Below are 25,153 nucleotides of genomic sequence, written 5' to 3'. Positions count from 1 at the left end.
CACTTGATGTCGAAAGAGACGTCCCTGCACGGAGTCCACAAAGGACTGGGTGCGCTGTTCACCGACTTCGCGGGCTGGTCGATGCCGATCCGCTACAGCAGCGAACTGGCTGAGCACAAGGCGGTCCGCGAGACCGCGGGCCTGTTCGACCTGTCCCACATGGCCGAGATCGAGGTGACCGGCCCGCAGGCCGCCGACGTCCTCGACTTCGCGCTGGTCGGCAACCTGTCCGGCGTCAAGCCGGGCCGGGCGCGCTACACGATGATCTGCGACGAGACCGGCGGCGTGCTCGACGACCTGGTCGTCTACCGCCTCGAAGACGAGAAGTTCCTGGTCGTGGCCAACGCGGGCAACGCCGCCGTGGTCGCGGAGGCGCTGGCCGCCCGGGTCTCCGGCTTCGACGCCGTCGTCGACGACAAGTCCGAAGACGTCGCGCTGATCGCAGTCCAGGGCCCGAAGGCCGTCGAGATCCTCGGCGCGGTCACCGACGCCGACCTCGGCGCGCTCAAGTACTACGCGAGCGTCCCGGCCGTCGTGAAGGGTCACGACGTCCTGCTCGCCCGCACCGGGTACACCGGCGAAGACGGCTTCGAGCTGTACGTCCCGGCCGGTGAGGCTCCCGCCGTCTGGCGCATCCTCACCGAGGCGGGCGAGCCGCACGGTCTGCTCCCGGCCGGTCTCGCCTGCCGCGACACGCTGCGTCTCGAAGCCGGAATGCCGTTGTACGGCAACGAACTCAGCCTCCAGCTGAGCCCGTTCGAGGCCGGCCTCGGCCGCGTCGTCAAGTTCGAGAAGCCGGGCGACTTCGTCGGCAAGGCCGCGCTGGAGGAGCTGTCCAAGAAGGACGTTCCCCGGGTTCGCGTCGGCCTCAAGGGTTCCGGCCGCCGCGCGCCGCGTCACGGCTACTCCGTCCTGGCGGGCGAGACCGAGATCGGCGAGGTCACCAGCGGCGCCCTGTCGCCGACCCTGGGCTACCCGATCGCCATGGCCTACGTGGACCGGGAGCACTCCGAGCCCGGCACCGAGCTTTCCGTCGACATCCGGGGCCGCATCGAGCCCGTCGAGGTCGTCGCCCTGCCCTTCTACTCCCGCGCCTGAAAGGCCCTTGAACGACCATGAGCATCCCCCAGGACCTGAAGTACACGAAGGAACACGAGTGGCTGAACGTCGTCGACGGCGTCGCCACCGTGGGCATCACCGCCTTCGCCGCCGAGTCGCTCGGTGACATCGTGTTCGTCCAGCTTCCCTCGGTCGGCGACACCGTCACCGCGGGCGAGGTGTTCGGCGAGGTCGAGTCGACCAAGTCGGTCAGCGAGCTGTACGCGCCCGTGGACGGCGAGGTCGTCGAGGTGAACGAGGCCACAACGGACACCCCCGAGCTGATCAACTCGGACCCGTACGCCGAAGGATGGCTCCTGAAGGTGCGTCTGTCCGGCGACGTGCCCGCCCTGCTCGACGCCCAGGCCTACGCCGTGCTCACCCAGGAGAGCTGATCCATGACCAACGCTTCCGTGTTCAACGCGAGCCTGTCCGAGGTGGACCCCGAGGTCGCCGTGGCCGTCGCCGCCGAACTCGACCGGCAGCAGTCGACCCTGGAAATGATCGCGTCGGAGAACTTCGCCCCGGTGGGCGTGCTCGAGGCGCAGGGTTCGGTGCTGACCAACAAGTACGCCGAGGGCTACCCCGGCCGCCGCTACTACGGCGGTTGTGAGCACGTCGACGTCATCGAGCAGCTGGCGATCGACCGCGCGAAGGCGCTCTTCGGCGCCGAGCACGCCAACGTCCAGCCGCACTCGGGCGCGCAGGCCAACGCCGCCGCCATGGTCGCCGTGCTCAACCCCGGCGACACCATCCTCGGTCTCGACCTCGCCCACGGCGGTCACCTGACCCACGGGATGAAGATCAACTTTTCCGGCAAGCTCTACAACGTCGTCGCCTACCACGTCGACAAAGAGACCGGGATCGTCGACGTCGAGGAGATCGAGCGCCTCGCCAAGGAGCACAAGCCGAAGCTGATCATCGCCGGCTGGTCGGCGTACCCGCGTCAGCTCGACTTCGCCGAGTTCCGCCGCATCGCCGACGAGGTCGGCGCGAAGGTCATGGTCGACATGGCGCACTTCGCCGGTCTCGTCGCGGCCGGGCTGCACCCGAGCCCGGTGCCCTACGCCGACATCGTCACCACGACCACGCACAAGACCCTCGGCGGCCCGCGCGGCGGCATCATCCTGTGCCGCCAGGATCTCGCCAAGAAGATCAACTCCGCGGTGTTCCCCGGCCAGCAGGGCGGTCCGCTGGAGCACGTCATCGCCGCCAAGGCCGTCGCGCTGAAGGTCGCCGCGAGCGAGGAGTTCCGCGAGCGCCAGCAGCGCGTGCTCGAAGGCGCGAAGATCCTGGCCGACCGCCTTTCGCGCACGGACTGCGCCGAAGCGGGCGTCCGCGTGCTGACCGGCGGCACCGACGTGCACCTGGTGCTCGTCGATCTGGTCAACTCCACTTTGGACGGTCAGCAGGCCGAAGACCGGCTGCACTCGGTCGGTATCACGGTCAACCGCAACGCCGTCCCGTTCGACCCGCGCCCGCCGATGATCACCTCGGGCCTGCGGATCGGCACGCCCGCCCTGGCGACCCGCGGCTTCGGCGCCGAGGACTTCGCCGAGGTCGGCGACATCATCGCCGAGGCGCTGCGCCCGGACTTCGACGAGGCCCTGCGCCAGTCGCTGTCCGCCCGGGTCGAACTGCTGGCGAAGAAGCACCCGCTGTACGCGGACCTCAACCGATGAGCGCTGTACCCGAAGGTCGCAAGCTCCTCCGGCTCGAGGTCCGCAACGCGCAGACGCCGATCGAGAAGAAGCCGCCGTGGATCAAGACCCGCGCGCGGATGGGCCCCGAGTTCACCGAGCTCAAGGGCCTGGTCAAGCGTGAAGGCCTCCACACCGTGTGCGAGGAGGCCGGTTGTCCCAACATCTACGAGTGCTGGGAAGACCGCGAGGCCACCTTCCTGATCGGTGGCGACCAGTGCACGCGGCGTTGTGACTTCTGCCAGATCGACACCGGGAAGCCCGAGGCGCTCGACACGACCGAGCCGCGCAAGGTGGCGGAGTCGGTGCAGGCCATGGGGCTGCGCTACTCGACGGTGACCGGTGTGGCGCGGGACGATCTCGAAGACGGCGGCGCGTGGTTGTACGCCGAGACCGTGCGCCAGATCCACGCGCTGAACCCGGGCACCGGTGTCGAGCTGCTGATCCCGGACTTCAACGCGGATCCGGATCAGCTGGCCGAGGTGTTCGGTTCGCGGCCGGAGGTTTTGGCGCACAACGTCGAGACGGTGCCGCGGATCTTCAAGCGGATCCGCCCCGGGTTCCGGTACGCGCGGTCGCTGGAAGTCATCACGCGGGCCCGTGAGGCCGGTCTGGTGACGAAGTCGAACCTGATCCTGGGCATGGGCGAGACGCCGGAGGAGGTGGCTCCGGCGATGAAGGACCTGGTCGACGCGGGCTGCGAAATCCTGACGATCACCCAGTACCTGCGTCCTTCGCCTCGGCACCATCCGGTGGACCGCTGGGTCAAGCCGGAGGAGTTCGTCGAGCATTCGAAGGCGGCCGAAGCGATGGGCTTCGCCGGCGTGATGGCCGGGCCGCTCGTACGCTCGTCTTATCGGGCAGGACGTCTTTTCGCGCAGACGAAGGCCCACCGCGGCGAAGCGCTGTCGGAGAACTTGGCCCACCTTGCCGCCGAAGGGCCCGCGGCCCAAGAAGCCAGCTCACTGCTGGCCAGATAGGAAGGAGGGCAGATCAATGGCGATCAGCGTCTTCGACCTGTTTTCGATCGGGATCGGCCCCTCCAGCTCCCACACGGTGGGCCCGATGAGGGCCGCACTGACCTTTGTGGACGGTCTCGCCGAAGACGGCGATCTGCCTGCCACGACGCGGATCCAGTCCGAACTGTTCGGGTCACTGGGCGCGACCGGGTTCGGGCACGGCAGCGACAAGGCCGTGCTGCTCGGGCTGTCCGGGGAGCGTCCGGAGGAGATCGACACCGAAACGGTGTCCGGCAAGATCGCCGAGATCCGGGAAGCGTGCCTGCTGAAGTTGCGCGGTGAGCACGAGATCGTGTTCACCGAGGACACCGACCTGACGATGCACCGGCGGAAGTCGTTGCCGGCGCACCCGAACGGCATGATCTTCCGCGCGTTCGACGCCGACGGGAAGGTGCTGCGCGAGCGCACCTACTACTCCGTCGGCGGCGGGTTCGTCCGCGACGAGTCCTACGAAACCGACACCGTCGTCGTCGAGGACTCGACGAAGCTGGAGTTCCCGTTCCGTACCGGTGCGGACCTGCTGAAGCACTGCGAGGACACCGGGCTGCCGGTCAGCGAGATCATGCTGCGCAACGAACTTTCGTGGCGTACGCGCGAGGAGGTCCGCGAGGGCCTGCTGGAGATCTGGCAGGTCATGGTGGAGTGCGTGCACAACGGCTGTGAGCACGAGGGCGTCTTGCCCGGCGGGCTCAAGGTCCCGCGCCGCGCGAGGGCGTTGCACGAGAAGCTGCTCGCCGAAGACGGTGTCGGCGATCCGCTGTACGCCATGGACTGGGTGAGCCTCTACGCGCTGGCGGTCAACGAGGAGAACGCCGCGGGCGGCCGCGTCGTCACCGCGCCGACCAACGGCGCGGCGGGGATCATCCCGGCGGTGCTGCACTACTACCAGCGGTTCATCCGGGGTTCGTCGGACGACGGCATCGTGACGTTCATGCTCACCGCGGGCGCGATCGGCTCGATCCTCAAGCAGACGGGCTCGATCTCGGGTGCCGAGGTCGGTTGCCAGGGCGAGGTCGGTTCGGCCAGCGCGATGGCCGCGGCCGGGCTCACCGAGGTCCTCGGCGGTTCGCCCGCGCAGGTGGAGAACGCCGCCGAGATCGGCGTCGAACACCACCTGGGGCTGACCTGCGACCCGGTCGGCGGGCTGGTGCAGATCCCGTGCATCGAGCGCAACGCCGTCGGCGCGTCGAAGGCGATCCACGCCGCGCGGATGGCGATGCGTGGCGACGGCTCGCACATCGTGACGCTGGACAAGGCGATCAAGACCATGCGCGAGACCGGCGCCGACATGAGCGTGAAGTACAAGGAGACCTCGCGCGGCGGTCTCGCGGTCAACGTCATCGAGTGCTGACACTCCCGCGTTTCGTCCTCTTGGTGCGGTACTTGCACACGCAAGTACCGCAGCAAGAGGACGACTTGCGGGCGGCCTAAACTCGAAGGGTGGAGTCGAGCACGGTCGCGAACGCGGGTGACGCGCTGTTCCGCCCGGTGCGCGCGGGCAACGCCTTCGAGGAGACCGTCGAAAGGCTGCTCCAGGCGATCCGGCTGGGCGTGGTGGGCGCGGGAGAACGGCTGCCTTCGGAGCGGGAGCTCGCCGAGCGGCTCGGCGTCAGCCGGGTGACCCTGCGGGAAGCGATCCGCGCGCTGGCCGACGCCGGCTACGTCGAATCGCGGCGCGGTCGCTACGGCGGCACGTTCGTCAACGACGTCCTGCCCGATCCGCCCGCCGCCGACGGGCGGAAGGTCGACAACGCCACCCTGGAGGACGCGCTCGGCCTCCGGCACGTCCTGGAGACCGGCGCGGCCGAGATGGCGGCGGCGCGCTCGCTCAGCCCGGCCGACCGGCAGCACCTGACCAGCACGCTCGCCGAGGCCGCAGCGGCCGACGTCGGCGACTACCGGCGCAAAGATTCGCGGTTGCACCTGGCGATCGCCGAGGTCACCGCGTCCGGCTCGCTGACCACGGCGATGGCCGACGCGCGGATGCGGGTCAACCAGCTGCTCGACATGATCCCGCTGCTCGAACCGAACCTGGAGCACTCCAACGCCCAGCACGAGGCCATCGTCGACGCGATCCTCGCGGGCGACTCCGAGGCCGCCCGCCGGGCGATGACCGAGCACGTCGAAGGCACCGCTTCGCTGCTTCGCGCCTTCCTCGCCTGACGAAACGCGGAGCGGGCTCAGGACACGAATAGGTGATTTTCCCACAACCTTTTCACTCGTTCGGGCGTCTTACCTGGCGTGGAAAACCCGGATGACGAAACCGCACCCGAGTCGGAAACCACGGCCTCTCCCGAGCCGAAAGGGAAGAAACGCAGGTGGCGCCGGATCGCCGCCTGGTCGCTCGGCCTCCTGATCGGCATCCCGGTGGCCGCGTTCGGGATCGCGTACGTCCTGCTCGACGTCCGCAGCCCGGAGGAGGTGCTCGCCGACCTCGACAAGACCGTCGTCCTGCAGAACACGGACGGTTCCGAACTGCTCAAGGTGATCCCGCCCGGCGGCGACCGCCTGTTCGTGCCCTACGCCGCCATCCCCGCGAAGCTGCGCGACGCGATCGTCGCGACCGAGGACCCGACCTTCTGGGACAACGAGGGCTTCGACCTCACCGGTCTGGGCCGCGCGCTGGTGACCGGCGTCGGCGGCGGCTCGGGGATCACCCAGCAGTACATCAAGAAGTCCACCGGCAACGAGGACGCCACCCTCACCCGCAAGTTCTCCGAACTGGTGCTCGCCACGAAGATCACCCAGCAGCAGACCAAGAAAGAGATCTTCGAGAGCTACATCAACATCATCTCCTTCGGCCGGGGCACCTACGGCCCGGCCTCGGCGATGAACGCCTACTTCGGCCGCAAGCTCGACGACTCGATCACCTGGAGCGAGGCGGCCTTCCTCGCCGGGATGATCCAGTCGCCGTCGGTGCACGACCCGTACGCCTCCACCCACGAGCACGCCATGAAGCGCTGGTCCTACGTGGTGAACAAGCTGGTCACGCGGGGCTATCTCGGGCAGGCCGAAGCGGTCGCGATGACCTATCCGGAGGATGCGATCCAGGCGCCGTCGGAGACCCGCGCCGGTCGCGTCACCTTCGAGAAGTACCACCTCAAGCAGCGGGTTCTCGCCGAGCTGGAGCAGATCGGCTACCCACTGGACCGGCTCCGCGGCGGTGCGATGAAGGTCGAGACGACCATCGACCCGCGCGCCCAGGCCGAAGCCGAGAAGGTGCTCAAGGAGCGGCTACAGGGCCAGCCTGAGCACTTCCGGGCCTCGCTGGTCGCCGTCGAACCCGGGACCGGCGCCATCCGCGCCTACAACGGCGGCGGCTGGAGCGTGCACGACTACGCCAGTACCCCGTACGGCACCGGCTCGGCCTTCCAGCCGTTCACGCTCGCCGCCGGCATCGAGCGGGGCATCGACGTCGACGCCCCGACGAAGTCGCCAGGGCAGGTCGACTTCCTCGGCGAGACCTTCAAATTCCAGGACCCATGCGGTGAGGGCGGGAAGTGCACGCTGCGCGAGGCGATCGCGCGGGGCGCTCGGGGACCGTTCGTCGAGCTGGCGAAGAAACTCGGCGCGGAAGCGGTCCGCGACGGTGCCCGTGCGGCAGGGATCCCCGAAGCCGTCGACGGCGAGGTGACCCTGCGCGAGAAGGACGGGTTCCTGATCGGACCGGGGATCGCGGTCGGCCGGTACCCGTTGCGGCCGAGCGACATGGCCGGGGCCTACGCGACCTTCGCCGCCGACGGCATGCGCGCCACCCCGCATCTGGTGTCGAAGATCCGGGACGAGAACGGCGAGATCGTCTGGGAACGGCCTTCCGACAAGGCGCCCGCGTTTAAGGACGACGAGGCCTTAAGCCGCCGGATCGCCGGCACGGTCAGCCAGGTGCTCGCCACCGGGCTGAAGGACCGTCCGGCGGCGTTGAAGACCGGGGACCTCCAGTACAACGAGACCGACGACAACGCCGCCGGCTGGGCGGTCGGGTACACACCGCAGCTCGCGACGGCGGTCTGGGTCGGCTCCGACGAGCCGCGCCGGATGCGCGACGCGGCCGGGGAGAAGCTGACCGGCAAGACGATCCCCGGCGACATCTGGCAGCGCTTCATGACCGGCGTCCACCAGGGCGTGCCGGTGCGGTGGCCCGTACCCGCCGCGACGGCCCGCCCGCGTTAGTGAGGGGTGGTCGTGAGTGGCGTTTCGGGTTAGGGGCCGTGAAGGGCCCCTTGCCTACCTTGAAGGTAGTGGTGGGGGCCTTCACTACTTTCGTGATCGCCGCTTTCGCTCCACACGCACCAGCAGCCACAGTGGCCGCGCGTGAAGGCTCCCTTTCTGGGCTCAGCCGAGGAAACTCGACCTTCACTCCTTCCCAAGTACGTGATGGCCCCCTTCCTTGTGTCTAGCGCAGTGAAGGGGGCCATCACGTACTTCAAGCGACCAGGGCGCCGGTACCGAGTGGGTCGGGTTGGTCGTAAGTGGCGTTTCGGGTTAGAACACGAATCGCCACTCACGACCAGGGCCGCAGGCTCAAGAAGTCACCAGGATGACGGTCAGCCCGTCGTACCCCTTCTTGCCGACCGTCTGCAGCGCTGTCGCGTCGACCCGCGGTTCGGCGGCGATCAGTTCGTGCATCCGCCGGAGCCCCACGATCTCGTCGGCGGTGCTCGACGCTTCGGCCACCGCCCCGGCGCGGACGACGTTGTCGACCACGATCACCCCGCCCGGCCTGGTCAGCCGCAGCGCCGCCTCGAAGTAGGCCGGGTTGTTGACCCGGTCCGCGTCGATGAACGTCAGGTCGATCGGGCCCTCGACACCGGGCAGCAGATCCAGCGCCTCCCCGAGCCGGATGTCGACGAGTTCGCCCACGCCGGCGGCGTCGAGGTTCTTGCGCGCGACGTCGGCGAATTTCGGGTAGAACTCGAGCGTCACGAGACGTCCGTCCGACGGCAAGGCGCGGGCGAGCCAGATGGTGCTGTAGCCGCCGAGTGTGCCGATCTCGAGGATCGAGCGGGCACCGATCATCCTGGCCAGCAGGTGGAGCAGCTTGCCCTGGTTCGGGGCCACCGCGATGGCCGGCATCCCGGCCTCGTCAGAGGCGGCAAGGGCCGCTTCGAGGGCCGGATCGGACGGGACGAGCGCCTCGATGAGGTACTCGTCTACTTTGGACCAGATTTCCTGAGTCATGGAACCTCCCCAGGCCAACCTAGTGTCGTGATCCGGACCGCGATGCGTCCATCGGGGCAGCCATCGGGACGCATCTCAGGCGGCGCGGCGGCCCGCCTTCGGGATCACCAGCGGGGTCCCGGTTTCGGGGCAGGGCATGACCCGGCACGGCAACTCGAAGATCTTCTCGACGTTCTCGGCGGTCACGACGTCCTCGGGTGCTCCGGTCGCCAGGACCTCGCCGTCCCGCATCGCGATCATGTGCGTCGCGTAGCGGGCCGCGTGGTTGAGGTCGTGCAGCACGGCGACCAGCGTCCGGCCCTGTTCCTGGTGCAACTGCGCGCACAGGTCGAGAATGTCCATCTGGTGCGCGATGTCGAGATAGGTCGTCGGCTCGTCGAGCAGCAGGAGATCGGTCTCCTGCGCGAGCGCCATCGCCATCCACACGCGCTGGCGCTGTCCGCCGGACAGTTCGTCGACCAGCCGCTCGGCGAGGTCGTCGACCCCGGTGGCGCGCATGGACTCCGCGACCACGGTGGCGTCCTCACGGGACCACTGGCGCAGCAGACGCTGGTGCGGGTACCGGCCGCGCGCGACGAGGTCGGCGACGGTGATGCCGTCGGGCGCGATCGAACTCTGCGGCAGCAGGCCGAGCCGCCGCGCCACTTCCTTGGCGGGGAAGGAGCTGATCACCTGGCCGTCGAGGAACACCGACCCCTGGCGGGGTTTGAGCATGCGCGCGAGCGCGCGCAGCAGGGTCGTCTTGCCACAGGCGTTCGGGCCGACGATGACGGTGAACGACCGGTCGGGGATGACCACCCCGAGGTCTTCGGCCACGGTCCTGCCGTCATAGGCGAGCGTCAGCGCGTCCGCGTGCAGGCGGGACGTCGTGCTCTGCTCGGTGAGGGTTTCCACGGTCTCCACGCAGGTTAGGCTAACCTAGGAGTCCGCCGTTGTGGTGTTCCGTAGGTCGCAGTCGGCTCACATCCCTCTTCGATGGCATCATCCGCAGTGCATTCCGCAGTGCAATCCCACGAGCGGACTCGGTGCGATCGAGGGTGAGGCATGGAGGACTACCGGATAGTCGCGGACGAGATCTCCGCCGACGTCGAAGCGGGCAGGCTCCGCCCTGGCGACAGGCTTCCGCCGCAGCGGAGGTTCGCCCGTGAGCGGGGAATCGCCAACTCGACCGCCGCCAGGGTCTACGGCGAACTCGTGCGGAGGGGCGTCGTGGTCGGCGAGGTCGGCCGCGGCACGTTCGTCCGCGCCGGGAGGCCGCCGCTGGAGACCGCGCTCGCCGAACCGGGCGGCGCGACGGTTGACCTCGAACTCAACTTCGCCGTCCTCCCGGAGCAATCCGCGCTGGTCGGGAAGGCGCTGGAACCGCTCCTGCGGGACGACGTCCTGACAGCGGCGCTGAGACCGGGCAGCGTCACCGGCTCGAAGCAGGCGCGTGACGCCGTCACCGGGCTGCTCGCGAGAGACGGCTGGACGCCGGAAGTCCTCTTCGCCGGAAGTGGCCGTGAGGCCATCGCTGCCGCCATCGCCTCCTTCGTGCCGATGGGGGAACGGCTCGCCGTCGAGGCCATCACCTATCCCGTGGTCAAGGCGCTCGCCGGACGGCTCGGTGTCCAGCTGGTGCCCGTCGAGACCGACGACCTGGGTCTCGTACCCGAAGCGCTCACGGCCGCGCACGCCGCCGCGCCCGTCCGCGCGCTCTACGTCCAGCCGACCTTGCACAACCCGCTCGGGTCCACAATGGACGAACAGCGGCGCGCCGAGCTGGCGGAAACCGTGCGCCGGCTGGACATCCCGGTGATCGAGGACGGGATCTACACCTTCCTCCGGCCCGAGGTCCGTCCGTTCGGGACCTACGCGCCGGAACGCACGGTGTTCGCCGACAGCATGTCCAAACGGCTCGCCCCCGGGCTGACCACCGGTTTCCTCGCCGTGCCACCGGAATGGACGGAGCGGCTGGCCGCGGCGGTGCGCTCGGGCGGCTGGGTCGCGCCCCGGTTCGCGCTCGAAGCCGCCACCCGGTGGATCACCGGCGGCACGCTGGAAACCGTCGAACGGGCCAAACGCCTGGACGCCGCGGAACGCCAGCGGCTGACGGCGGACCGGCTGGCCGGGTTCACCCTGCGCGCGGATCCGCGGGCGTATCACTGCTGGTGGGAGCTCCCCGAGCACTGGCGTGCCGAGACCTTCGTCGCCGCGGCGGCGCGACGCGGGATCGCGGTCACCCCGGCCGCCGCGTTCGCCATCGTCCCCGGGCACGCCCCGAACGCGGTCCGGCTCGCGGTGTCCTCGCCTCCGCTGGAGACACTCGCGGCCGCTTTGGACGTCCTCGCCGGACTCGCCGCCGGCCGCCCGGAGGACGCCGGCGTCGACTGACCCCCGCGTTTCGTCCTCTAGTTGCTGTAGTTGCACACGCAAGGACCGCAACTAGAGGACGAAACGCGGGAGATCAGGGGCGGGGTGCCCACTTGCCGATGAAGCTGCCACAGGTGACGGTCTGCCCGGTGAGCCGCGACCGCAGCGCGTTCTCCATCCCCAGGTAGTCGAAGATCGGCGCGTCCGCCGCGACCTCGGCGGGCACCGGCCCGCCCCGGGTCAGCGTCGGCATGTCCACGGTCTGGAACAGCACCAGGTAGTCGCCGTCGCGGTTGAGTTCGTCGGCGGTCGCGAGCATCCGTTGTGGAGCGTCGGCGACGATCTCCAGCGGCAGCGGCCATTCCAGCGGGAACGGGTTGCGCAGGCCGAAGGCGGGATAGGCGAACGGGTTGTCGGGCAGCACCGCCGTGCGCCCCGCCGGGAACCGCGTGACGCAGTCCTGGATCTGGGACACGTAGGTGAAGGTGCCCGGGTTCGTCCGGATCCCGCGCATCGACGGCGTCACCGTGCCGAGGTCGCCGGTCAGCTTCTCGTGCGCCATGTCGAGGTAGGCGGCCTCGTCGTGGTGCGCGATCACGGCCCAGCCCGACGCCAGCACCGCGACCAGGCCCATCGCCGTGGCACCCGCCAGCGCGAGCCGCCGGGACGGCGCGGGCAGCGGCGGCAGCGCGTCCGACAGCAGCAAGATCGCCGTCAGCGCCAGTGTTCCGGTGAACAGCGTCGGGGTGTCGTTCCCCCAGGACAGGCTGGTCATGAAGCCGGTCGCGAAGACCAGCGCGCCCATACGCGGGAACCGGCGCGTCGCCGCCCAGTTCACCAGCAGTGCGACACCGAGGATCCACCAGAGGACGTCCGCCCAGCGCGAGGCGCCGGTGAAGTGTCCATCGACGACGGTGCCGACCACCACCGCCACCCCGGCCAGTACCAGCAGCCGCGCGACGATCGCGCCGGTGAATCCGGCGCGGTCGCGAAAGATCCCGAGCAGGGCGAGAAGAACGCCCGCGATCGCGAAGAAGGTCAAGCCCCGTACCGGTGGCCGCAGGAGGGTCTCGGGATTTCCCAGCCACAGTCCGAGAAGCCGTTCGCCGTACGCCGGGACGCCGCCGGTGAGCTGCTCGGCCATCGCCCCGAGCCCGCCGTCGAGGGTGACGATTCCGATGTACGAGACCAAAAAGGCGCCGAGCGCCAGGAGATCCCAGGCCAGGCGCGCCCACCAGCGGCCGGTGCGGAACGCGCCCTCGCGCAGCGAGGGGTGCAACAGCAACCAGAGCAGCGCGATCAGCGGCACCGGCGCGAAACTCTGCTTGACGAACACCGCGGTGCCCAGCAGGACCAGGCCGAGCCGCCGCGGCCACGCCTTCCCGTTGCGCAACCCGGAATCCAGTGCCCACGCGCCGCAGGCGGTCAGGAAGATCCCGTCGATCGTGTGCCACGCCATCAGCGGGAACGCGTTGAGGTTCAGCAGCGACGCGGCCGCCGTCAGCCCGGTGAGCCCCGGTCCCCAGTCGCGGACGCGGCGACGGGTCACCAGGACGGCGAACGCGATGGTCGCCAGGATGATCTCGAGCATGCTGAGCACGCTCGAGACGAAGAACAGCGGGCCCGGCAGGACGAAATCGACGATGTGCAGGTACGCCGAACCCAGCGGGCGCGCGGAGATGATGTCGGAGTGCGGGACCTCGCCGTGCAGCACCCGCCACGCCTGGGCAAGGATGAAACCCTGGTCCGACGGGTGGAAACCGAAGCGCCCCACCCGGAGTTCGGTGACGACGGCGAGCACGAGGACCCACGTCACGTGCAGGGAAATCCGCAGCACCGTCCTGGACGGACGTACCACCGCGGTGTCCGGTCCGGTCGACAGCGGGGGACTGGCGACGTCCACACTGCCCCTTCCCGCTCGTCCCTACCTCGGCCCGTGCCCGCCGACCCCGGCGTATCGGAAACCGATGGTAGCGGCCGGGGGCGTCCCCCGATCGAGCCCGGCGGCGAGGACGTCAGGGACGACGGCGCCAGACCAGCCTCGTGACCGCGCCCGCCACCGAGGCGAGCGGGGCCTTCCGGGGCAGGCCACGGGATTCCGGCGCGGACTCCGGCATCGCGCGGTAGACGAGATGGGCGAAGAACCTCGTCGTCTTGGGTGCGACGAGCGTCACCAACTCGGCCGCCGTGCCTTCGGGCAGATTCAGGATCTCCGGTCGCTTTTCCAGCGCCTTCACTACGAGAGCGGCGGCGCGTTCGGGAGAACTCGACGGCATGCCGCGGTAGGACCCGGTGGGGGTGATCATGTCGGTGCGCACCAGCGGCATCCGGACCGAGGTGAAGGTGACGCCGTCGGAAAGGGTCTCCCGGCCGGCGGTCAGCCCGAACTCCTCCAGCGCGGCCTTCGAGGCCAGGTAAGCGGAAAACCGCGGGGTGTCGGTCTGCAGTCCTTGGGTGGTCACGTTGACGACGTGGCCGAACCCGCGGGCGGTCATCGACGGCAGCAGGCCGAGCGTCAGCCGCACGGGACCGAAGTAGTTGATCGCCATCGTGCGCTCGAAGTCGTGGATCCGTTCGGTGGACAGCGAAAGCGAGCGCCGGATCGAGCGGCCCGCGTTGTTGACCAGCATGTCGACGGCGCCGTGCGCGGCGAGTACGTCCTTGACCAGAGCGTCGACAGCGCCGCCGTCGGTGAGGTCGCACGGGTACGCGGACGCCTTGCCGCCCGCCGCGACGATCTGCTCGCGGACCTCTTCGAGTTCGTCGGCCCGCCTGGCCACGAGGATCACTTCGGCGCCCTTCGCGGCGACTGCCAGCGCGGACGCGCGCCCGATTCCCGAAGAGGCGCCGGTGATCAGCACCTTGCGGCCGTCGAGCGGTTCCGGCCCCGGCCGGCGGCGGCCGCGATCGGGATCCAGGTGCCCGAGCCAGTACCGGTAGAGCGGACCGGCGTACTCCTTCAACGGCGGCAAGGAGATCCCGCTGCCTTCGAGCGCCGCCGTGGTCGCGCTCGTGTCGAAGTCGACCTCCAGGCTCAGGTGCGGCAGGACCTCGAGCGGGATGCCGAGTTCCGCCAGCACCGCGGCGCGGGCCGAGCGACCGCCAGGGACGCGGTCGAATCCGGCGGCCGCGGACTTCGCCAGCCGGATTCCGGCGCGTTTCAGCGCTCCGGACGGCCGGGCGGGGAGGACGGCGGAGATCTTCGGGCCGCCCGCGGCTCGTGCGAAGGCGTTGTAGACCTCGTGCAGCGGCTGCGGTCGCGGCGACGCGAGGTGGTATGTGCTGCCGCTGGGCGCGTCGACGTGCATGAGGTGCTCGATCGCTTCGACGACATAATCGACCGGCACGATGTTCGTGGCGCCGAGATCCGGGGCGGCCAGCGGGAGGCGGCGCGGCAGCGTGGCGAGCCGCGAGATCGCCGGGAGGAAGTAGTACGGGCCGTCGATCTTGTCCATCTCGCCGGTGCGCGAATCGCCGGCCACGGCGGACGGCCGGTACACGCGGTACGGCGTTTTCCCGTGCCGTCGCACGAGTTTCTCGGCCTCGAACTTCGTCGCGTGATACGGCGACGCGAAGGACTGGCCGAGATCGAAGTCGGCCTCGGTGAAGCGCCCGGCGTACTGCCCGGCGACCGCGATCGACGAGACGTGATGGAAGAGCCCGGCCTTCGCGGCGGCGGCGAACTCCAGGACGTTGCGGGTGCCGTCGACGTTGGCCGCCCGGTTGGCCGCTTCGTCCGCGGTGAGGTCGTAGATCGCGCCGAGGTGCACGACGTGGTCGAGGTGACCCAGACGGGCGGGATCGATACCCAGCGAGGGGTCGGTCAGATCGCCGGTGACGGGAACGAGCTTCTCGTGGCTCGGGAGCTTCCCGCGTGAGGTCTCCCTCACGAGAACATGGACGGCTACGGTCTCAGGTCGCCGTAGTAGGCGCGCGACCAGGCGTTTGCCCAGAAAACCCGTCGCGCCCGTCACGAAGTAGGTGGTCATGGCCGGCTCCTTCCGAACGGAGCCGACTCTACCTACTCAGAAGTAGGAACGGTAGTTGTCATTCACTGTGATCCGGATGTTCGGCCACCGCGACCACGGCGTCGCGGAGCGCGGCGCGCAGGCGCCCCACGTCCAGCGGCCCGAGTACGGCGGCTTCTCCGGGCGGGGCCACGAGCACGATCTTGTCGCTGCTCACGAACACCGTCACGTCCCTGCGCCTGCCGGCCAGATCCCGGCAGCCGACCGACCATTCGTCCCGGGGTGCCAACGTCCTCATCCTCCCGTATCCCATGATCTCCCTTTCTCGTCCGTGGCTGGGACGAGGTGATTTCGGGGCCGTGACGCGGGTTACCCGACATTCCTACTGATGGGTTAACCGGGCGTGCGTCCTGTGATCGACTTCCGGTTTCGCTAGGCCGGACGAGGGCGGACCGGAGTAGCGTCCGAGGGAAAGCCTGCTTGGGAGGTCTTTGTGTCCGAACCCAGGAAGATCGTCATCGTCGGGGCCGGCCTGGCCGGAGCGACGGCCGCCGGGGCGCTGCGAGAACGTGGCTACGCGGGCGAAATCCTGCTGCTCGGGAGCGACACGCATCGCCCGTACGAATTACCGCCGTTGTCCAAAGGCCTTTTGCTGGGCAACACCGATGAACCCGATTGGGTGCACGACGAGGGTTTCTACGAAGAGAAGGACATCGCCCACCGGGGCGGGGCGACCGCGACCAAAATCGAACTCGGCGCGCGGCTCGTGCTCGACGACGTCGGCGGTGAGCACCGGTTCGACAGGCTGGTCCTCGCTACCGGGTCCCAGCCGCGCCCGCTCCCGGTTCCCGGGGGCGATCTCCCCGGCCTGCGGACCCTGCGCACCCTCGACGACGCGCTGGCGTTGCGTTCGGCGTTCAAGGACGCCGAACGGGTGGTGATCGTCGGGGCGGGCTGGATCGGGACCGAGGCCGCGGCGGCCGCCAGGGAACACGGCGCCGAGGTGACCGTGGTCGACCAGGTCGGCTCGCCGCTGCTCGCGGTGCTGGGTGAACAGGTGTCCGGCGTCTTCAAGGACCTCCACACCGAGCACGGCGTGAACTGGCGGCTGGGTGAAGGGGTCGCCGGGTTCACCGGCGGTCCGGCCGGGGTGACCGGCGTCCGCCTGCGGAACGGTGACGAACTCCCCGCGGACGTCGTGCTGGTGGCCGTCGGCGCCGCGCCGCGGGTCGACCTCGCGCACGCCGCCGGGCTGGAACTGTCCGACGACGGCGGCGTCTGCGCCGACGCCGGCCTGCGGACCGCCGCGCCCGACGTCTACGCGATCGGCGACATCGCCGCGCACTTCCACCCTCGCTACGGGAAACGCGTCCGCGTCGAGCACTGGTCGAACGCGAAGTGGCAGGGCGAGCACGTCGCGGGGAACCTGCTCGGCGAGAACGAGCCGTACCTGAAGAGCCCGTACTTCTTCTCGGACCAGTACGACCTGGGCTGCGAGTACCGCGGCCTCGCCGATCCCGACACCGATCAGCTGGTGGTGCGCGGCGATCTCGCGGCGCGGGACTTCACGGCGTTCTGGGTGCGGGACGGTCAGGTGACCGCCGCGATGAACGTCAACCAGTGGGACGACGGGGACGCGTTGAAGGCTTTGGTCGACGGACGCGCGACCGTGACCGCGGAGCAGCTGAAGACGGCTGACCTCAAGTCGCTCGCGTAAGGGGTCACCAACGCTATGAAAGGCCCGTTACTTGCAAAATTTGCAAGTAACGGGCCTTTCATAGCGTCTCGCGAGGGACTAAGCAGGCTGAACGACCAACGCCCGCGAAGGCCGCGTCATGGTCCCGAAGGCCAGCAGGGCGAGGACACCGAAGGCCGCCATGGTGATCCCCATCGGCACCGCGGTACCGGCACCGCCCAGCCCGACCAGCGGCGTCGCCAGCCCGCCGACGACGAACTGCAGCACGCCCAGCAGCGCCGACGCCGAACCGGCGGACCGCGCCTGGTCGGCCAGGGCCAGCGAACTCGCGTTCGGCGCCACCATGCCGATGCTCGACACCAGGACGAACAGCGGGATCAGCAGCCCGATCAGGCCCAGGTCCAGCACCGCCGCGGCCAGCACGCCGAACCCGGCCACCGCCGCGATGACGAGGCCGACGGTCAGCAGCGTCCGCTCGGGGAAGCGTCCGACGATGCGCCCGTTCAGCTGGCCGACGGCCACGATGCCGATGCCGTTGAGCCCGAAGACCAGGCTGTACGCCTGCGGGCTGAGCCCGTAGACGCCCTGCAGCGCGAAGGACGATCCGGAGATGTAGGCGAACAGGCTGCCGAACATGAGCCCGGAAGCCAGGGCGTAACCCAGGAAGCTGCGGTCGCGGAACAGGCTCGCGTACTTCCGCATCACCGAGCCGAAGCGCGCCGGCGTGCGGCGTTCCTCGGGCAGGGGCTCCGGCAGCAGGAAGAAGACGACGGCGAGCAGGATCGCGCCGAACACGGTCAGGCAGACGAACACGCCGCGCCACGAGGTCCAGTTCAGGATCTGGCCGCCGATGATCGGCGCCAGGATCGGGGCGAGCCCGTTGACCAGCATGAGCAGCGAGAAGAACTTCGTCATCGCGGTGCCGGAGTAGAAGTCGCGCACGGTCGCCCTGGCGATCACGATGCCCGCCGCGGCACCGAATGCCTGCACACCACGGGCGGCGATGAGCAGTTCGGCGCTCGGGGCGAAGGCGCACAGGAGCGAGCCCACCATGTAGAGGACAAGCCCGGCCACGAGCGGTTTGCGGCGGCCGATCGCGTCGGACAGCGGTCCGAGGATCAGCTGGCCGATGGCGAGCCCGATGATGAACGCGCTCAGCGTCAGCTGGACGGTCGCGTCCGCCGCGCGCAGTTCGCCCGCCATCTGGGGCAGCGCGGGCAGGTACATGTCGATGGACAGGGGCCCGAAGGCGGACAGGCCGCCGAGGATCAGGACGAACCTCAAGCGTCCGGTCGTGCTCGGTCGCGCGATGGTTTCTTCCACTCGCTCGGGCGCGATGGTCATGCTCTTCCCTTCCCCAGTGATGGTCCCGCGAGGGAACAACTTGCTTAGAGTAGGTAACTATTCCCGCTGTGAGCCAGCGCACGCCAACTTTCGACAACTGATCCGATCAATTGTCGAACAAATCCGGATGGCTCTAGATCTTGCCGGACCTCGTCGGGTATACATCGGATGTCTGTTCGTTGCTGATGGTTCGGTCGGAAGGAAAATCCGTGCAGCTGTTGCGTCTCGGGGAGCCGGGAAGTGAGCGTCCGTTCGTACGTGCCGGGGATGGCACGGTGCGCGACCTCTCGGGGCTGACCTCCGACATCGATGGCAGCTTCTTCGCGAGCGACGGTGTTGCCAGGGTCGCGGCCGCGCTGGCCGCCGGTGAGCTGCCCGAAGCCGGTGCCGAAGCCGCGGGGGCCAGGGTCGGCGCGCCGATCGCCCGGCCCGGCAAGGTCGTCTGCATCGGGCTCAACTACCGGCAGCACGCCGAGGAGTCCGGTGCCGCCGTGCCGACCGAGCCGGTCGTCTTCATGAAGGCCTCCGACGTCGTCGTCGGCCCGGAGGACGACGTGCTCGTGCCGCGGAACTCGACGAAGACCGACTGGGAGGTCGAGCTCGCCGTCGTCATCGGCAAGACCGCTCGCTATCTCGACAGCGTCGAAGAAGCCCTGGAGTACGTCGCCGGGTACGCCGTCTCGAACGACGTGTCCGAGCGCGAGTTCCAGCTCGAACGCGGCGGCCAGTGGGACAAGGGCAAGTCGTGTGAGAACTTCAACCCGCTCGGCCCGTGGCTGGTCACCGCCGACGAGGTGCCCGACCCCCAGGACCTCGGCCTGCGGCTGTGGGTCAACGGCGAGAAGAAACAAGACTCCTCCACCAAGGACATGATTTTCACGGTCGCCGAGATCGTGCATTATTTGAGCCAGTTCATGGTGCTGCGTCCGGGCGACCTCATCAACACCGGAACCCCGCAGGGCGTGGCGCTCGGTCAGCCCGATCCCAAGCCCTACCTGCGGGAAGGTGACGTCATCGAGCTCGAGATCGACGGCCTCGGCCGCCAGCGCCAGACCGCGAGGCAGGCGTGATGGCCAAGATCGTGGGCATGGAGGTGCTCGACGTCCGCTTCCCCACTTCGCGGGAGCTGGACGGTTCGGACGCCATGAACCCGGACCCGGACTACTCGGCCGCGTATGTCGTGCTGCACACCGACGGCGGCCCGGACGGCTACGGGCTCGCCTTCACCATCGGCCGCGGCAACGACGTCCAGGCCGCGGCGATCCGCGCGCTCGAACCGCATGTCGTCGGCCGGGACGTCCCCACCGGCGCGGCCGCGCTCGGCGACCTCTCGCGGGCGCTGGTCGGCGACTCGCAGCTGCGCTGGCTCGGCCCGGAAAAGGGTGTCGCGCACATGGCGATCGGCGCGGTGGTCAACGCCGCCTGGGATCTCGCCGCGCGCGTCGCCGGGCTCCCGGTCTGGCGGTTCGCCGCCGAGATGTCGCCCGAAGACCTGGTCTCCCTCGTCGACTTCCGCTACCTGTCCGACGCGCTGACCGAGCAGGAAGCGCTCGACATCCTCCGCGCCGCCGAACCCGGCCGCGCGGAACGGATCGCCCGGATCGAGCGCGACGGATACCGCGCGTACAGCACGTCTCCCGGCTGGCTCGGCTACTCGGACGCGAAACTCGTCCGGCTCGCCGAACAAGCGGTCGCCGACGGGTTCGAGATGATCAAGCTGAAGGTGGGCGGAAACCTCGAGGACGACGTCCGCCGGATGAAGCTCGCCCGCGAGACCGTCGGCCCGGACATCCATGTCGCCGTGGACGCGAACCAGCGCTGGGACGTCTCGGCCGCGATCACCTGGATGACCGAGCTGGCGCCGTACGACCCGTACTGGATCGAGGAGCCCACGTCGCCGGACGACGTGCTCGGGCACGCCGCGATCGCCAAGGCGCTCGCCCCGATCCGCGTGGCCACCGGCGAGCACGTCCAGAACCGCGTGGTGTTCAAGCAGTTGCTGCAGGCGGGCGCGATCTCGGTGCTGCAACTGGACGCCGCCAGGGTCGGCGGGTTCAACGAGAACCTGGCGATCCTGTTGCTGGCGGCCAAATTCGACGTCCCCGTGTGCCCGCACGCCGGCGGGGTGGGGCTGTGCGAACTCGTGCGGCACCTGTCGATGTTCGACTTCGTGGCGGTGTCCGGTTCCGACGCCGACCGGTCCATCGAGTGGGTCGACCACCTCCACGAACATTTCACCGATCCGGCCGTCGTGACCGATGGCCGGTACCTCGCGCCGTCCGCGCCGGGCTTCTCCGCCCGGATGCACGACGCGACCTTGCGCCGGTTCACCTTCCCCGAGGGTCCGGAATGGACGGAGATCGCCAGTGAGTGAGTTCGAGGGCCTCGTCGCCGCCGTGACCGGTGGCGCGTCGGGAATCGGCCTGGCCGTCGCGGGTCTGCTCGCCTCCCGCGGAGCGACGGTCGCGGTGCTCGACCTGAAACCGGACGACCTGCCCGAAGGTCTCACCGGATTCCGGTGTGACGTCGGTTCCGACGCCGAGGTCCGGTCGGCGATCGACGCGGTCGCCGAACGCTTCGGCAGGCTCGACGTCCTGGTCAACAACGCCGGGATCGGCGCGCAGGGCGACGTCGCCGCCAACGACGACGACGAATGGCACCGCGTGCTCGACGTCAACGTCGTCGGCATGGTGCGGCTGGCCCGGGCGGCGTTGCCGCATCTGAAGAATTCGCCGTCGGCCGCGATCGTCAGCACCTGTTCGATCGCCGCGTGGGCGGGCCTGCCCAACCGCGCGCTGTACTCGGCCAGCAAGGGCGCGGTGCTCTCGCTGACCCTGGCGATGGCGACCGATCACCTGGCCGACCGGATCCGGGTCAACTGCGTCTGCCCCGGCACCGCGGACACCCCGTGGGTCGGCAGGCTGCTCGATTCCGCCGGCGACCCGGAGGCCGAACGGGCCGCGCTGGCCGCCCGCCAGCCGATGGGCAGGCTGGTGACCGCGGACGAGGTCGCGAACGCGATCGTGTACCTCGCCAGTCCGCTGTCGGCTTCGACCACCGGCACGGCACTCGCCGTCGACGGCGGTATGTACGGGCTGCGTCCGCGCGGCCCGGTCCAGCAGTAGGTTTTCCCCGCTGTCATCAAGGAGGATGCGGTGCGTACGAGGGTGATCAAGGTGGCCGCCGCGGCCACCGCGCTCGGGCTGGCCCTGTCGGCCTGTGGGTCCACGAAGGACAACGCGCCGTCACCGGGTGGCGGTGGGGCGCAGGGTGGCAAGGTCGGCGCGACGATCCCGTTGCTGACCTCGCCGTTCTGGCAGGCCTACAACAACTACGTACCGCTGAAGGCGAAGGACCAGGGCGTCGAGGTTCTGCCGACGGTCAACGCGGACAGCGACTCGGCGAAGCAGATCACCGACATCAACACCCTGCTCAACCAGGGCGTCAAGGGCCTGGTCGTGACGCCGCTCGACTCGGCCGCCGTCGTGGCGGGCCTCAAGGCCGCGGAGAACAAGGGCGTCCCGGTGGTGGCCGTCGACGTCGCGCCGGAGAGCGGCAAGGTCGCGATGGTGGTGCGCGCGGACAACAAGGCGTACGGCACCAAGGCTTGTGAGGCGATCGGCGCGAAGGTCACCTCGGGCAAGGTCGTGCAGGTCATGGGCGACCTCGCCTCGGTCAACGGCCGCGACCGGTCCGAAGCGTTCCGGCAGTGCATGAAGGCGAAGTTCCCGGACGTCCAGGTGCTGGAGGTCGCCGCCGAATGGAAGGCGGACAAGGCTTCGTCCGGTTTGGACAGTCTCCTGACCGCCAACCCGGACATCAAGGCCGTGTACATGCAGGCGGGCGGGGTCTACCTGGCGCCGACGCAGCAGGCGCTCAAGCGCAAGAACCTCTACTTCCCGATCGGTGACCCGAAACATGTCGTGCTGGTCAGCAACGACGGCATTCCGCAGGAGCTGGCCGCGATCCGCGCGGGCGAACTCGACGCGACCGTCTCCCAGCCCGCCGACGACTACGCCAAGTACGGCATGTACTGGGTGAAGAAGGCGATGGCGGGGGAGACCTTCAAGGCCGGGCCGACCGACCACGGCAGCACCGTCGTCGAGATCCGGCCCGGAATTCTCGAAGACCAGCTGCCCGCGCCCGTGATCACCAAGGCCAACGTGGACGACAAGGCCCTCTGGGGGAACAACCTGTGAGCGCGCTGCCCGCCGGGTCCGCCGCCGTGCCGGTGGTCAGCGCACAGGGCGTCGGTAAACGCTACGGCCCGACCGTGGCGCTGTCCGACGTCAGCATCACCGTGCATCCGGGCGAGTCGCACGCGCTCGTCGGCCGCAACGGTGCGGGGAAGTCGACGCTCGTCTCCATCCTCACCGGACTGTCCAAAACGGACACCGGCAAGGTCGAGTTCGGCGGGGTCCCCGCGCCGCCCTTGTCCAAACAGGACGAATGGAAGCGTGCTGTCGCCTGCGTCTACCAGCACGCGATGGTCGTCCCGCAGCTGACCGTCGCGGAGAACCTGTTTCTCAATCGCCAGTCCGGGAAAGGGTTCGCGATCGGCTGGCAGCGGTTGCGCCGTCAGGCCAGGGAACTGCTCGACTCCTGGGACGTGGGTGTCGACGTCGACACCCCGGCCGGTGAGCTTTCGGTCGAGGACCGGCAGTTCGTCGAGATCGCGAGGGCGCTTTCCTATGGCGCCAGGTTCATCGTGCTCGACGAGCCGACGGCACAACTGGACAGTCAGGCGATCGAACGGCTTTTCGGGCGGATGCGCCAGATGCAGGCGAACGGGGTGACGTTCCTGTTCATCTCGCATCACCTCCACGAGGTGTACGAGGTGTGCCAGGCGGTCACCGTGCTGCGCGACGCCAAGCACATCCTCACCGCGCCGGTCTCGGAAGTCGGCCGCGCCGAGCTGATCGACGCGATGACCGGCGAACAGGGCGGGCTCGCCGTCCGCGACGCTTCGACGCGCGAGGCCCTGGCTTCGGACGCCGGTGAGGTGCTGACCGTCGACGGGCTTTCCGGTGACGGCTTCGAAGACGTGAACTTCCGGATCCACCGCGGCGAGGTGATCGGGCTCGCGGGCAGCAACGCCAGCGGCAAGCATCAGGTCGCCGAGACCGTGTACGGACTCCGTTCGGCGACGTCCGGCACGGTCCGGGTCGCGGGAAAGCCGTTGAAGCCGGGCGACATCCCGGCCGCGATCCGCGCCGGAATCGGCTGTGTGCCGAGGGACCGGCACCACGAAGGCCTGGTGCTCGAACACTCCATCATGGACAACGCCACACTGTCCATTTTGGATCGGATGGGCAAGGCGGGAATCGCCGCGCCGGGCGCCCGGTACGAGCGGGCGTCGAGAGCGCTGAAGGACTACGACATCGTCGCGGCCGACGCCGACCAGCCGGTGTCCGACCTTTCCGGTGGCAACCAGCAGAAGGTCGTCCTCGCCCGCGCGCTGGCCGGTGATCCGCGTCTGGTCGTGCTGATCAACCCGACCGCGGGGGTGGACGTGAAGTCGAAGGAGGCCCTGCTCGCGGTCGTCGACCGGGTGCGGGCCGAGGGCAAGGCGGTGCTGATCGTCAGCGACGAGCTGGACGATCTCCGCCTGAGCGACCGGGTGCTGGTGCTGCGCGCCGGTGCCGTGGTCGCCGAACACCGGGCCGGGTGGTCCGACGGCGATCTGGTGGCCGACATCGAAGGAGTCGAGCGCGGGTGACCGAATTGATGACCGATCCGAAGACCTCTTCGTTCGCGGCTCCGCCGAAACGCCGGAAGTTCCGCTGGCTGCGCGAACTCGCCTTGGTGCCGGCGCTCGTCGTGGTGCTGATCATCGGAGGACTGATCAGTGACACGTTCTTGACCTTCGGCAGCATCGTCGGGATCCTGTCCGCCTCGGCGGCGTTGTCGATGGTGGTGCTGGGCGAATCGCTCGTCCTGCTCACCGGGAAGTTCGACCTGTCACTGGAATCCACCATGGGGATGGCGCCCGCGCTGGGCGCGATGCTGGTGATCCCGGTGGCGTCCTCGGGCTTCGGCACCGAGATCCCCGGTTTCGCGGGCATCCTCGCCGTGCTGGTGGCCGGTGCCGCGATCGGTTTCGTTAATGGCTTCCTGATCGTCAAGCTGAAGCTGAACGCCTTCATCGTCACGCTCGCGATGCTGACGGTGCTGCGTGGCACGCAGATCGGCTCCACACAGGGAAAGACGCTGTTCGACCAGCTGGACGTGTTCACCGCGCTGGCGACGACGACGTTCATCGGGCTGCCGATGTCGGTGTGGCTGGCCGCGGCGCTGTTCACCGCGTTCGGGCTGGGGCTGCGGTATCACCGGATCGGCCGGTCGCTCTACGCCATCGGCGGGAACCGTGAAGCCGCGCGGGCGGCGGGTATCCGCGTCGACCGGATCTCGTGGGGCGTGTTCGTCGTGGCCGGGGTGCTGGCCGCGCTCGGCGGGCTCGCCTATACGGGGTACGTCGGCGCGCTCGGTGCCGATCAGGGGGACGGATTGATCCTTCAGGTGTTCGCCGCTGCGGTGATCGGCGGTGTCTCACTGGACGGTGGGAAGGGCACTCTGGTGGGAGCCCTCACCGGCGTCCTGCTCCTGCAGACGGTCACCAACCTGCTGCAGGTGGCGCAGGTGCCGCCCGAGTGGCTGAAGGCGATCTACGGCGTGATCATCCTGGTCGCGTTGATCATTTCCCGCTATGCCAGTGGTAAGGCCCAGACGTGAATGCGGAGTCGACGTTGCAGACGGAACCGCTCGGTCTCCCCAACGGAAAGGCGCCCGTTCGGCGGA

At 69.1% G+C, this 25,153-nt stretch carries 21 protein-coding genes; 15 read left to right on the top strand and 6 right to left on the bottom strand.

Annotation, left to right across the window (positions count from 1 at the left end):
• Positions 1 to 6: 6 nt before the first annotated feature.
• From gcvT to ACLJPX_RS26655, 7 genes are all read left to right on the top strand, one after another.
• Positions 7 to 1,098, top strand: a complete 1,092-nt coding sequence (gcvT, locus tag ACLJPX_RS26685; RefSeq protein WP_410602732.1) for a glycine cleavage system aminomethyltransferase GcvT — start codon at positions 7 to 9, stop codon at positions 1,096 to 1,098.
• A 17-nt stretch (positions 1,099 to 1,115) separates the two neighbouring features.
• A complete protein-coding gene (gcvH, locus tag ACLJPX_RS26680; protein ID WP_101609772.1) occupies positions 1,116 to 1,493 on the top strand; it encodes a glycine cleavage system protein GcvH in 378 nt (125 codons plus the stop codon).
• Between the two features lie 3 nt (positions 1,494 to 1,496).
• Entirely contained in the window at positions 1,497 to 2,780 is a 1,284-nt protein-coding gene (gene glyA, locus ACLJPX_RS26675) for a serine hydroxymethyltransferase (RefSeq protein ID WP_101609771.1), read from the top strand.
• Positions 2,777 to 3,778, top strand: coding sequence for a lipoyl synthase (gene lipA, locus ACLJPX_RS26670; RefSeq protein WP_101609770.1), 1,002 nt, complete (start codon positions 2,777 to 2,779; stop codon positions 3,776 to 3,778). Before glyA ends, lipA begins: the two co-directional genes overlap by 4 nt.
• Positions 3,779 to 3,794: 16 nt before the next feature.
• Positions 3,795 to 5,168, top strand: coding sequence for an L-serine ammonia-lyase (locus tag ACLJPX_RS26665; RefSeq protein ID WP_410602729.1), 1,374 nt, complete (start codon positions 3,795 to 3,797; stop codon positions 5,166 to 5,168).
• Positions 5,169 to 5,257: 89 nt separating this feature from the next.
• A complete protein-coding gene (locus ACLJPX_RS26660; RefSeq protein ID WP_410602727.1) occupies positions 5,258 to 5,980 on the top strand; it encodes a FadR/GntR family transcriptional regulator in 723 nt (240 codons plus the stop codon).
• A 78-nt stretch (positions 5,981 to 6,058) separates the two neighbouring features.
• Positions 6,059 to 7,987, top strand: coding sequence for a transglycosylase domain-containing protein (locus ACLJPX_RS26655; protein ID WP_410602725.1), 1,929 nt, complete (start codon positions 6,059 to 6,061; stop codon positions 7,985 to 7,987).
• Between the two features lie 351 nt (positions 7,988 to 8,338).
• On the opposite strand, the gene ACLJPX_RS26650 is transcribed toward ACLJPX_RS26655, so the two are convergent.
• Both ACLJPX_RS26650 and ACLJPX_RS26645 read right to left on the bottom strand, forming a co-directional pair.
• On the bottom strand, positions 8,339 to 8,995 hold the full coding sequence (locus tag ACLJPX_RS26650; RefSeq protein WP_410602723.1) for an O-methyltransferase: 657 nt from the start codon (positions 8,993 to 8,995) through the stop codon (positions 8,339 to 8,341).
• A 75-nt stretch (positions 8,996 to 9,070) separates the two neighbouring features.
• Positions 9,071 to 9,898, bottom strand: coding sequence for an ABC transporter ATP-binding protein (locus ACLJPX_RS26645; RefSeq protein WP_410602721.1), 828 nt, complete (start codon positions 9,896 to 9,898; stop codon positions 9,071 to 9,073).
• Positions 9,899 to 10,039: 141 nt separating this feature from the next.
• On the opposite strand from ACLJPX_RS26645, the gene ACLJPX_RS26640 reads away from it, so the two are divergent.
• Positions 10,040 to 11,368, top strand: coding sequence for a PLP-dependent aminotransferase family protein (locus ACLJPX_RS26640; protein WP_410602719.1), 1,329 nt, complete (start codon positions 10,040 to 10,042; stop codon positions 11,366 to 11,368).
• 73 nt (positions 11,369 to 11,441) lie between these two features.
• Here ACLJPX_RS26640 and ACLJPX_RS26635 read toward each other — a convergent pair whose 3' ends face one another.
• The 3 genes from ACLJPX_RS26635 to ACLJPX_RS26625 all read right to left on the bottom strand — a co-directional run bounded on the left by ACLJPX_RS26635 (position 11,442) and on the right by ACLJPX_RS26625 (position 15,613).
• Positions 11,442 to 13,250, bottom strand: a complete 1,809-nt coding sequence (locus ACLJPX_RS26635) for a hypothetical protein (RefSeq protein ID WP_410602717.1) — start codon at positions 13,248 to 13,250, stop codon at positions 11,442 to 11,444.
• Between the two features lie 112 nt (positions 13,251 to 13,362).
• Complete coding sequence (locus ACLJPX_RS26630; protein ID WP_410602715.1) at positions 13,363 to 15,336, bottom strand: SDR family oxidoreductase; 1,974 nt, start codon at positions 15,334 to 15,336, stop codon at positions 13,363 to 13,365.
• A gap of 58 nt (positions 15,337 to 15,394) precedes the next feature.
• A complete protein-coding gene (locus tag ACLJPX_RS26625) occupies positions 15,395 to 15,613 on the bottom strand; it encodes a hypothetical protein (RefSeq protein ID WP_039922712.1) in 219 nt (72 codons plus the stop codon).
• A gap of 195 nt (positions 15,614 to 15,808) precedes the next feature.
• Between ACLJPX_RS26625 and ACLJPX_RS26620 the strand changes: the two genes are divergently transcribed.
• Positions 15,809 to 17,032 (top strand): NAD(P)/FAD-dependent oxidoreductase, encoded by a 1,224-nt coding sequence (locus ACLJPX_RS26620; protein ID WP_410602713.1) that lies wholly within the window; start codon positions 15,809 to 15,811, stop codon positions 17,030 to 17,032.
• A gap of 78 nt (positions 17,033 to 17,110) precedes the next feature.
• On the opposite strand, the gene ACLJPX_RS26615 is transcribed toward ACLJPX_RS26620, so the two are convergent.
• On the bottom strand, positions 17,111 to 18,355 hold the full coding sequence (locus ACLJPX_RS26615) for a Bcr/CflA family multidrug efflux MFS transporter (protein ID WP_410602711.1): 1,245 nt from the start codon (positions 18,353 to 18,355) through the stop codon (positions 17,111 to 17,113).
• A gap of 209 nt (positions 18,356 to 18,564) precedes the next feature.
• Here ACLJPX_RS26615 and ACLJPX_RS26610 point away from each other — a divergent pair, with 209 nt between their 5' ends.
• From ACLJPX_RS26610 to ACLJPX_RS26585, 6 genes are read left to right on the top strand one after another with little or no spacing between them, the layout of a single operon-like run.
• Positions 18,565 to 19,425 carry a fumarylacetoacetate hydrolase family protein gene (locus tag ACLJPX_RS26610; protein WP_410602709.1) on the top strand — a complete coding sequence of 287 codons (861 nt, stop codon included), beginning with the start codon at positions 18,565 to 18,567 and terminating at the stop codon, positions 19,423 to 19,425.
• Complete coding sequence (locus ACLJPX_RS26605) at positions 19,425 to 20,729, top strand: enolase C-terminal domain-like protein (protein ID WP_101609758.1); 1,305 nt, start codon at positions 19,425 to 19,427, stop codon at positions 20,727 to 20,729. Before ACLJPX_RS26610 ends, ACLJPX_RS26605 begins: the two co-directional genes overlap by 1 nt.
• Positions 20,722 to 21,480 carry an SDR family NAD(P)-dependent oxidoreductase gene (locus tag ACLJPX_RS26600; protein WP_410602706.1) on the top strand — a complete coding sequence of 253 codons (759 nt, stop codon included), beginning with the start codon at positions 20,722 to 20,724 and terminating at the stop codon, positions 21,478 to 21,480. The genes ACLJPX_RS26605 and ACLJPX_RS26600 overlap by 8 nt, the downstream gene beginning before the upstream one ends.
• Positions 21,481 to 21,510: 30 nt before the next feature.
• Positions 21,511 to 22,554: a sugar ABC transporter substrate-binding protein gene (locus tag ACLJPX_RS26595; RefSeq protein WP_410602704.1), complete on the top strand. Its 1,044-nt coding sequence runs from the start codon at positions 21,511 to 21,513 to the stop codon at positions 22,552 to 22,554.
• Positions 22,551 to 24,074, top strand: a complete 1,524-nt coding sequence (locus ACLJPX_RS26590; protein ID WP_410602702.1) for a sugar ABC transporter ATP-binding protein — start codon at positions 22,551 to 22,553, stop codon at positions 24,072 to 24,074. Before ACLJPX_RS26595 ends, ACLJPX_RS26590 begins: the two co-directional genes overlap by 4 nt.
• Entirely contained in the window at positions 24,071 to 25,087 is a 1,017-nt protein-coding gene (locus ACLJPX_RS26585) for an ABC transporter permease (RefSeq protein ID WP_101609754.1), read from the top strand. The genes ACLJPX_RS26590 and ACLJPX_RS26585 overlap by 4 nt, the downstream gene beginning before the upstream one ends.
• Positions 25,088 to 25,153: the final 66 nt, after the last annotated feature.

It is taken from the genome of Amycolatopsis sp. lyj-90, from assembly GCF_046549035.1.
GTDB lineage: Bacteria > Actinomycetota > Actinomycetes > Mycobacteriales > Pseudonocardiaceae > Amycolatopsis.
Note: the sequence above shows the minus strand (reverse complement) of the source record. Positions and strands in the feature narration are given on the sequence as shown.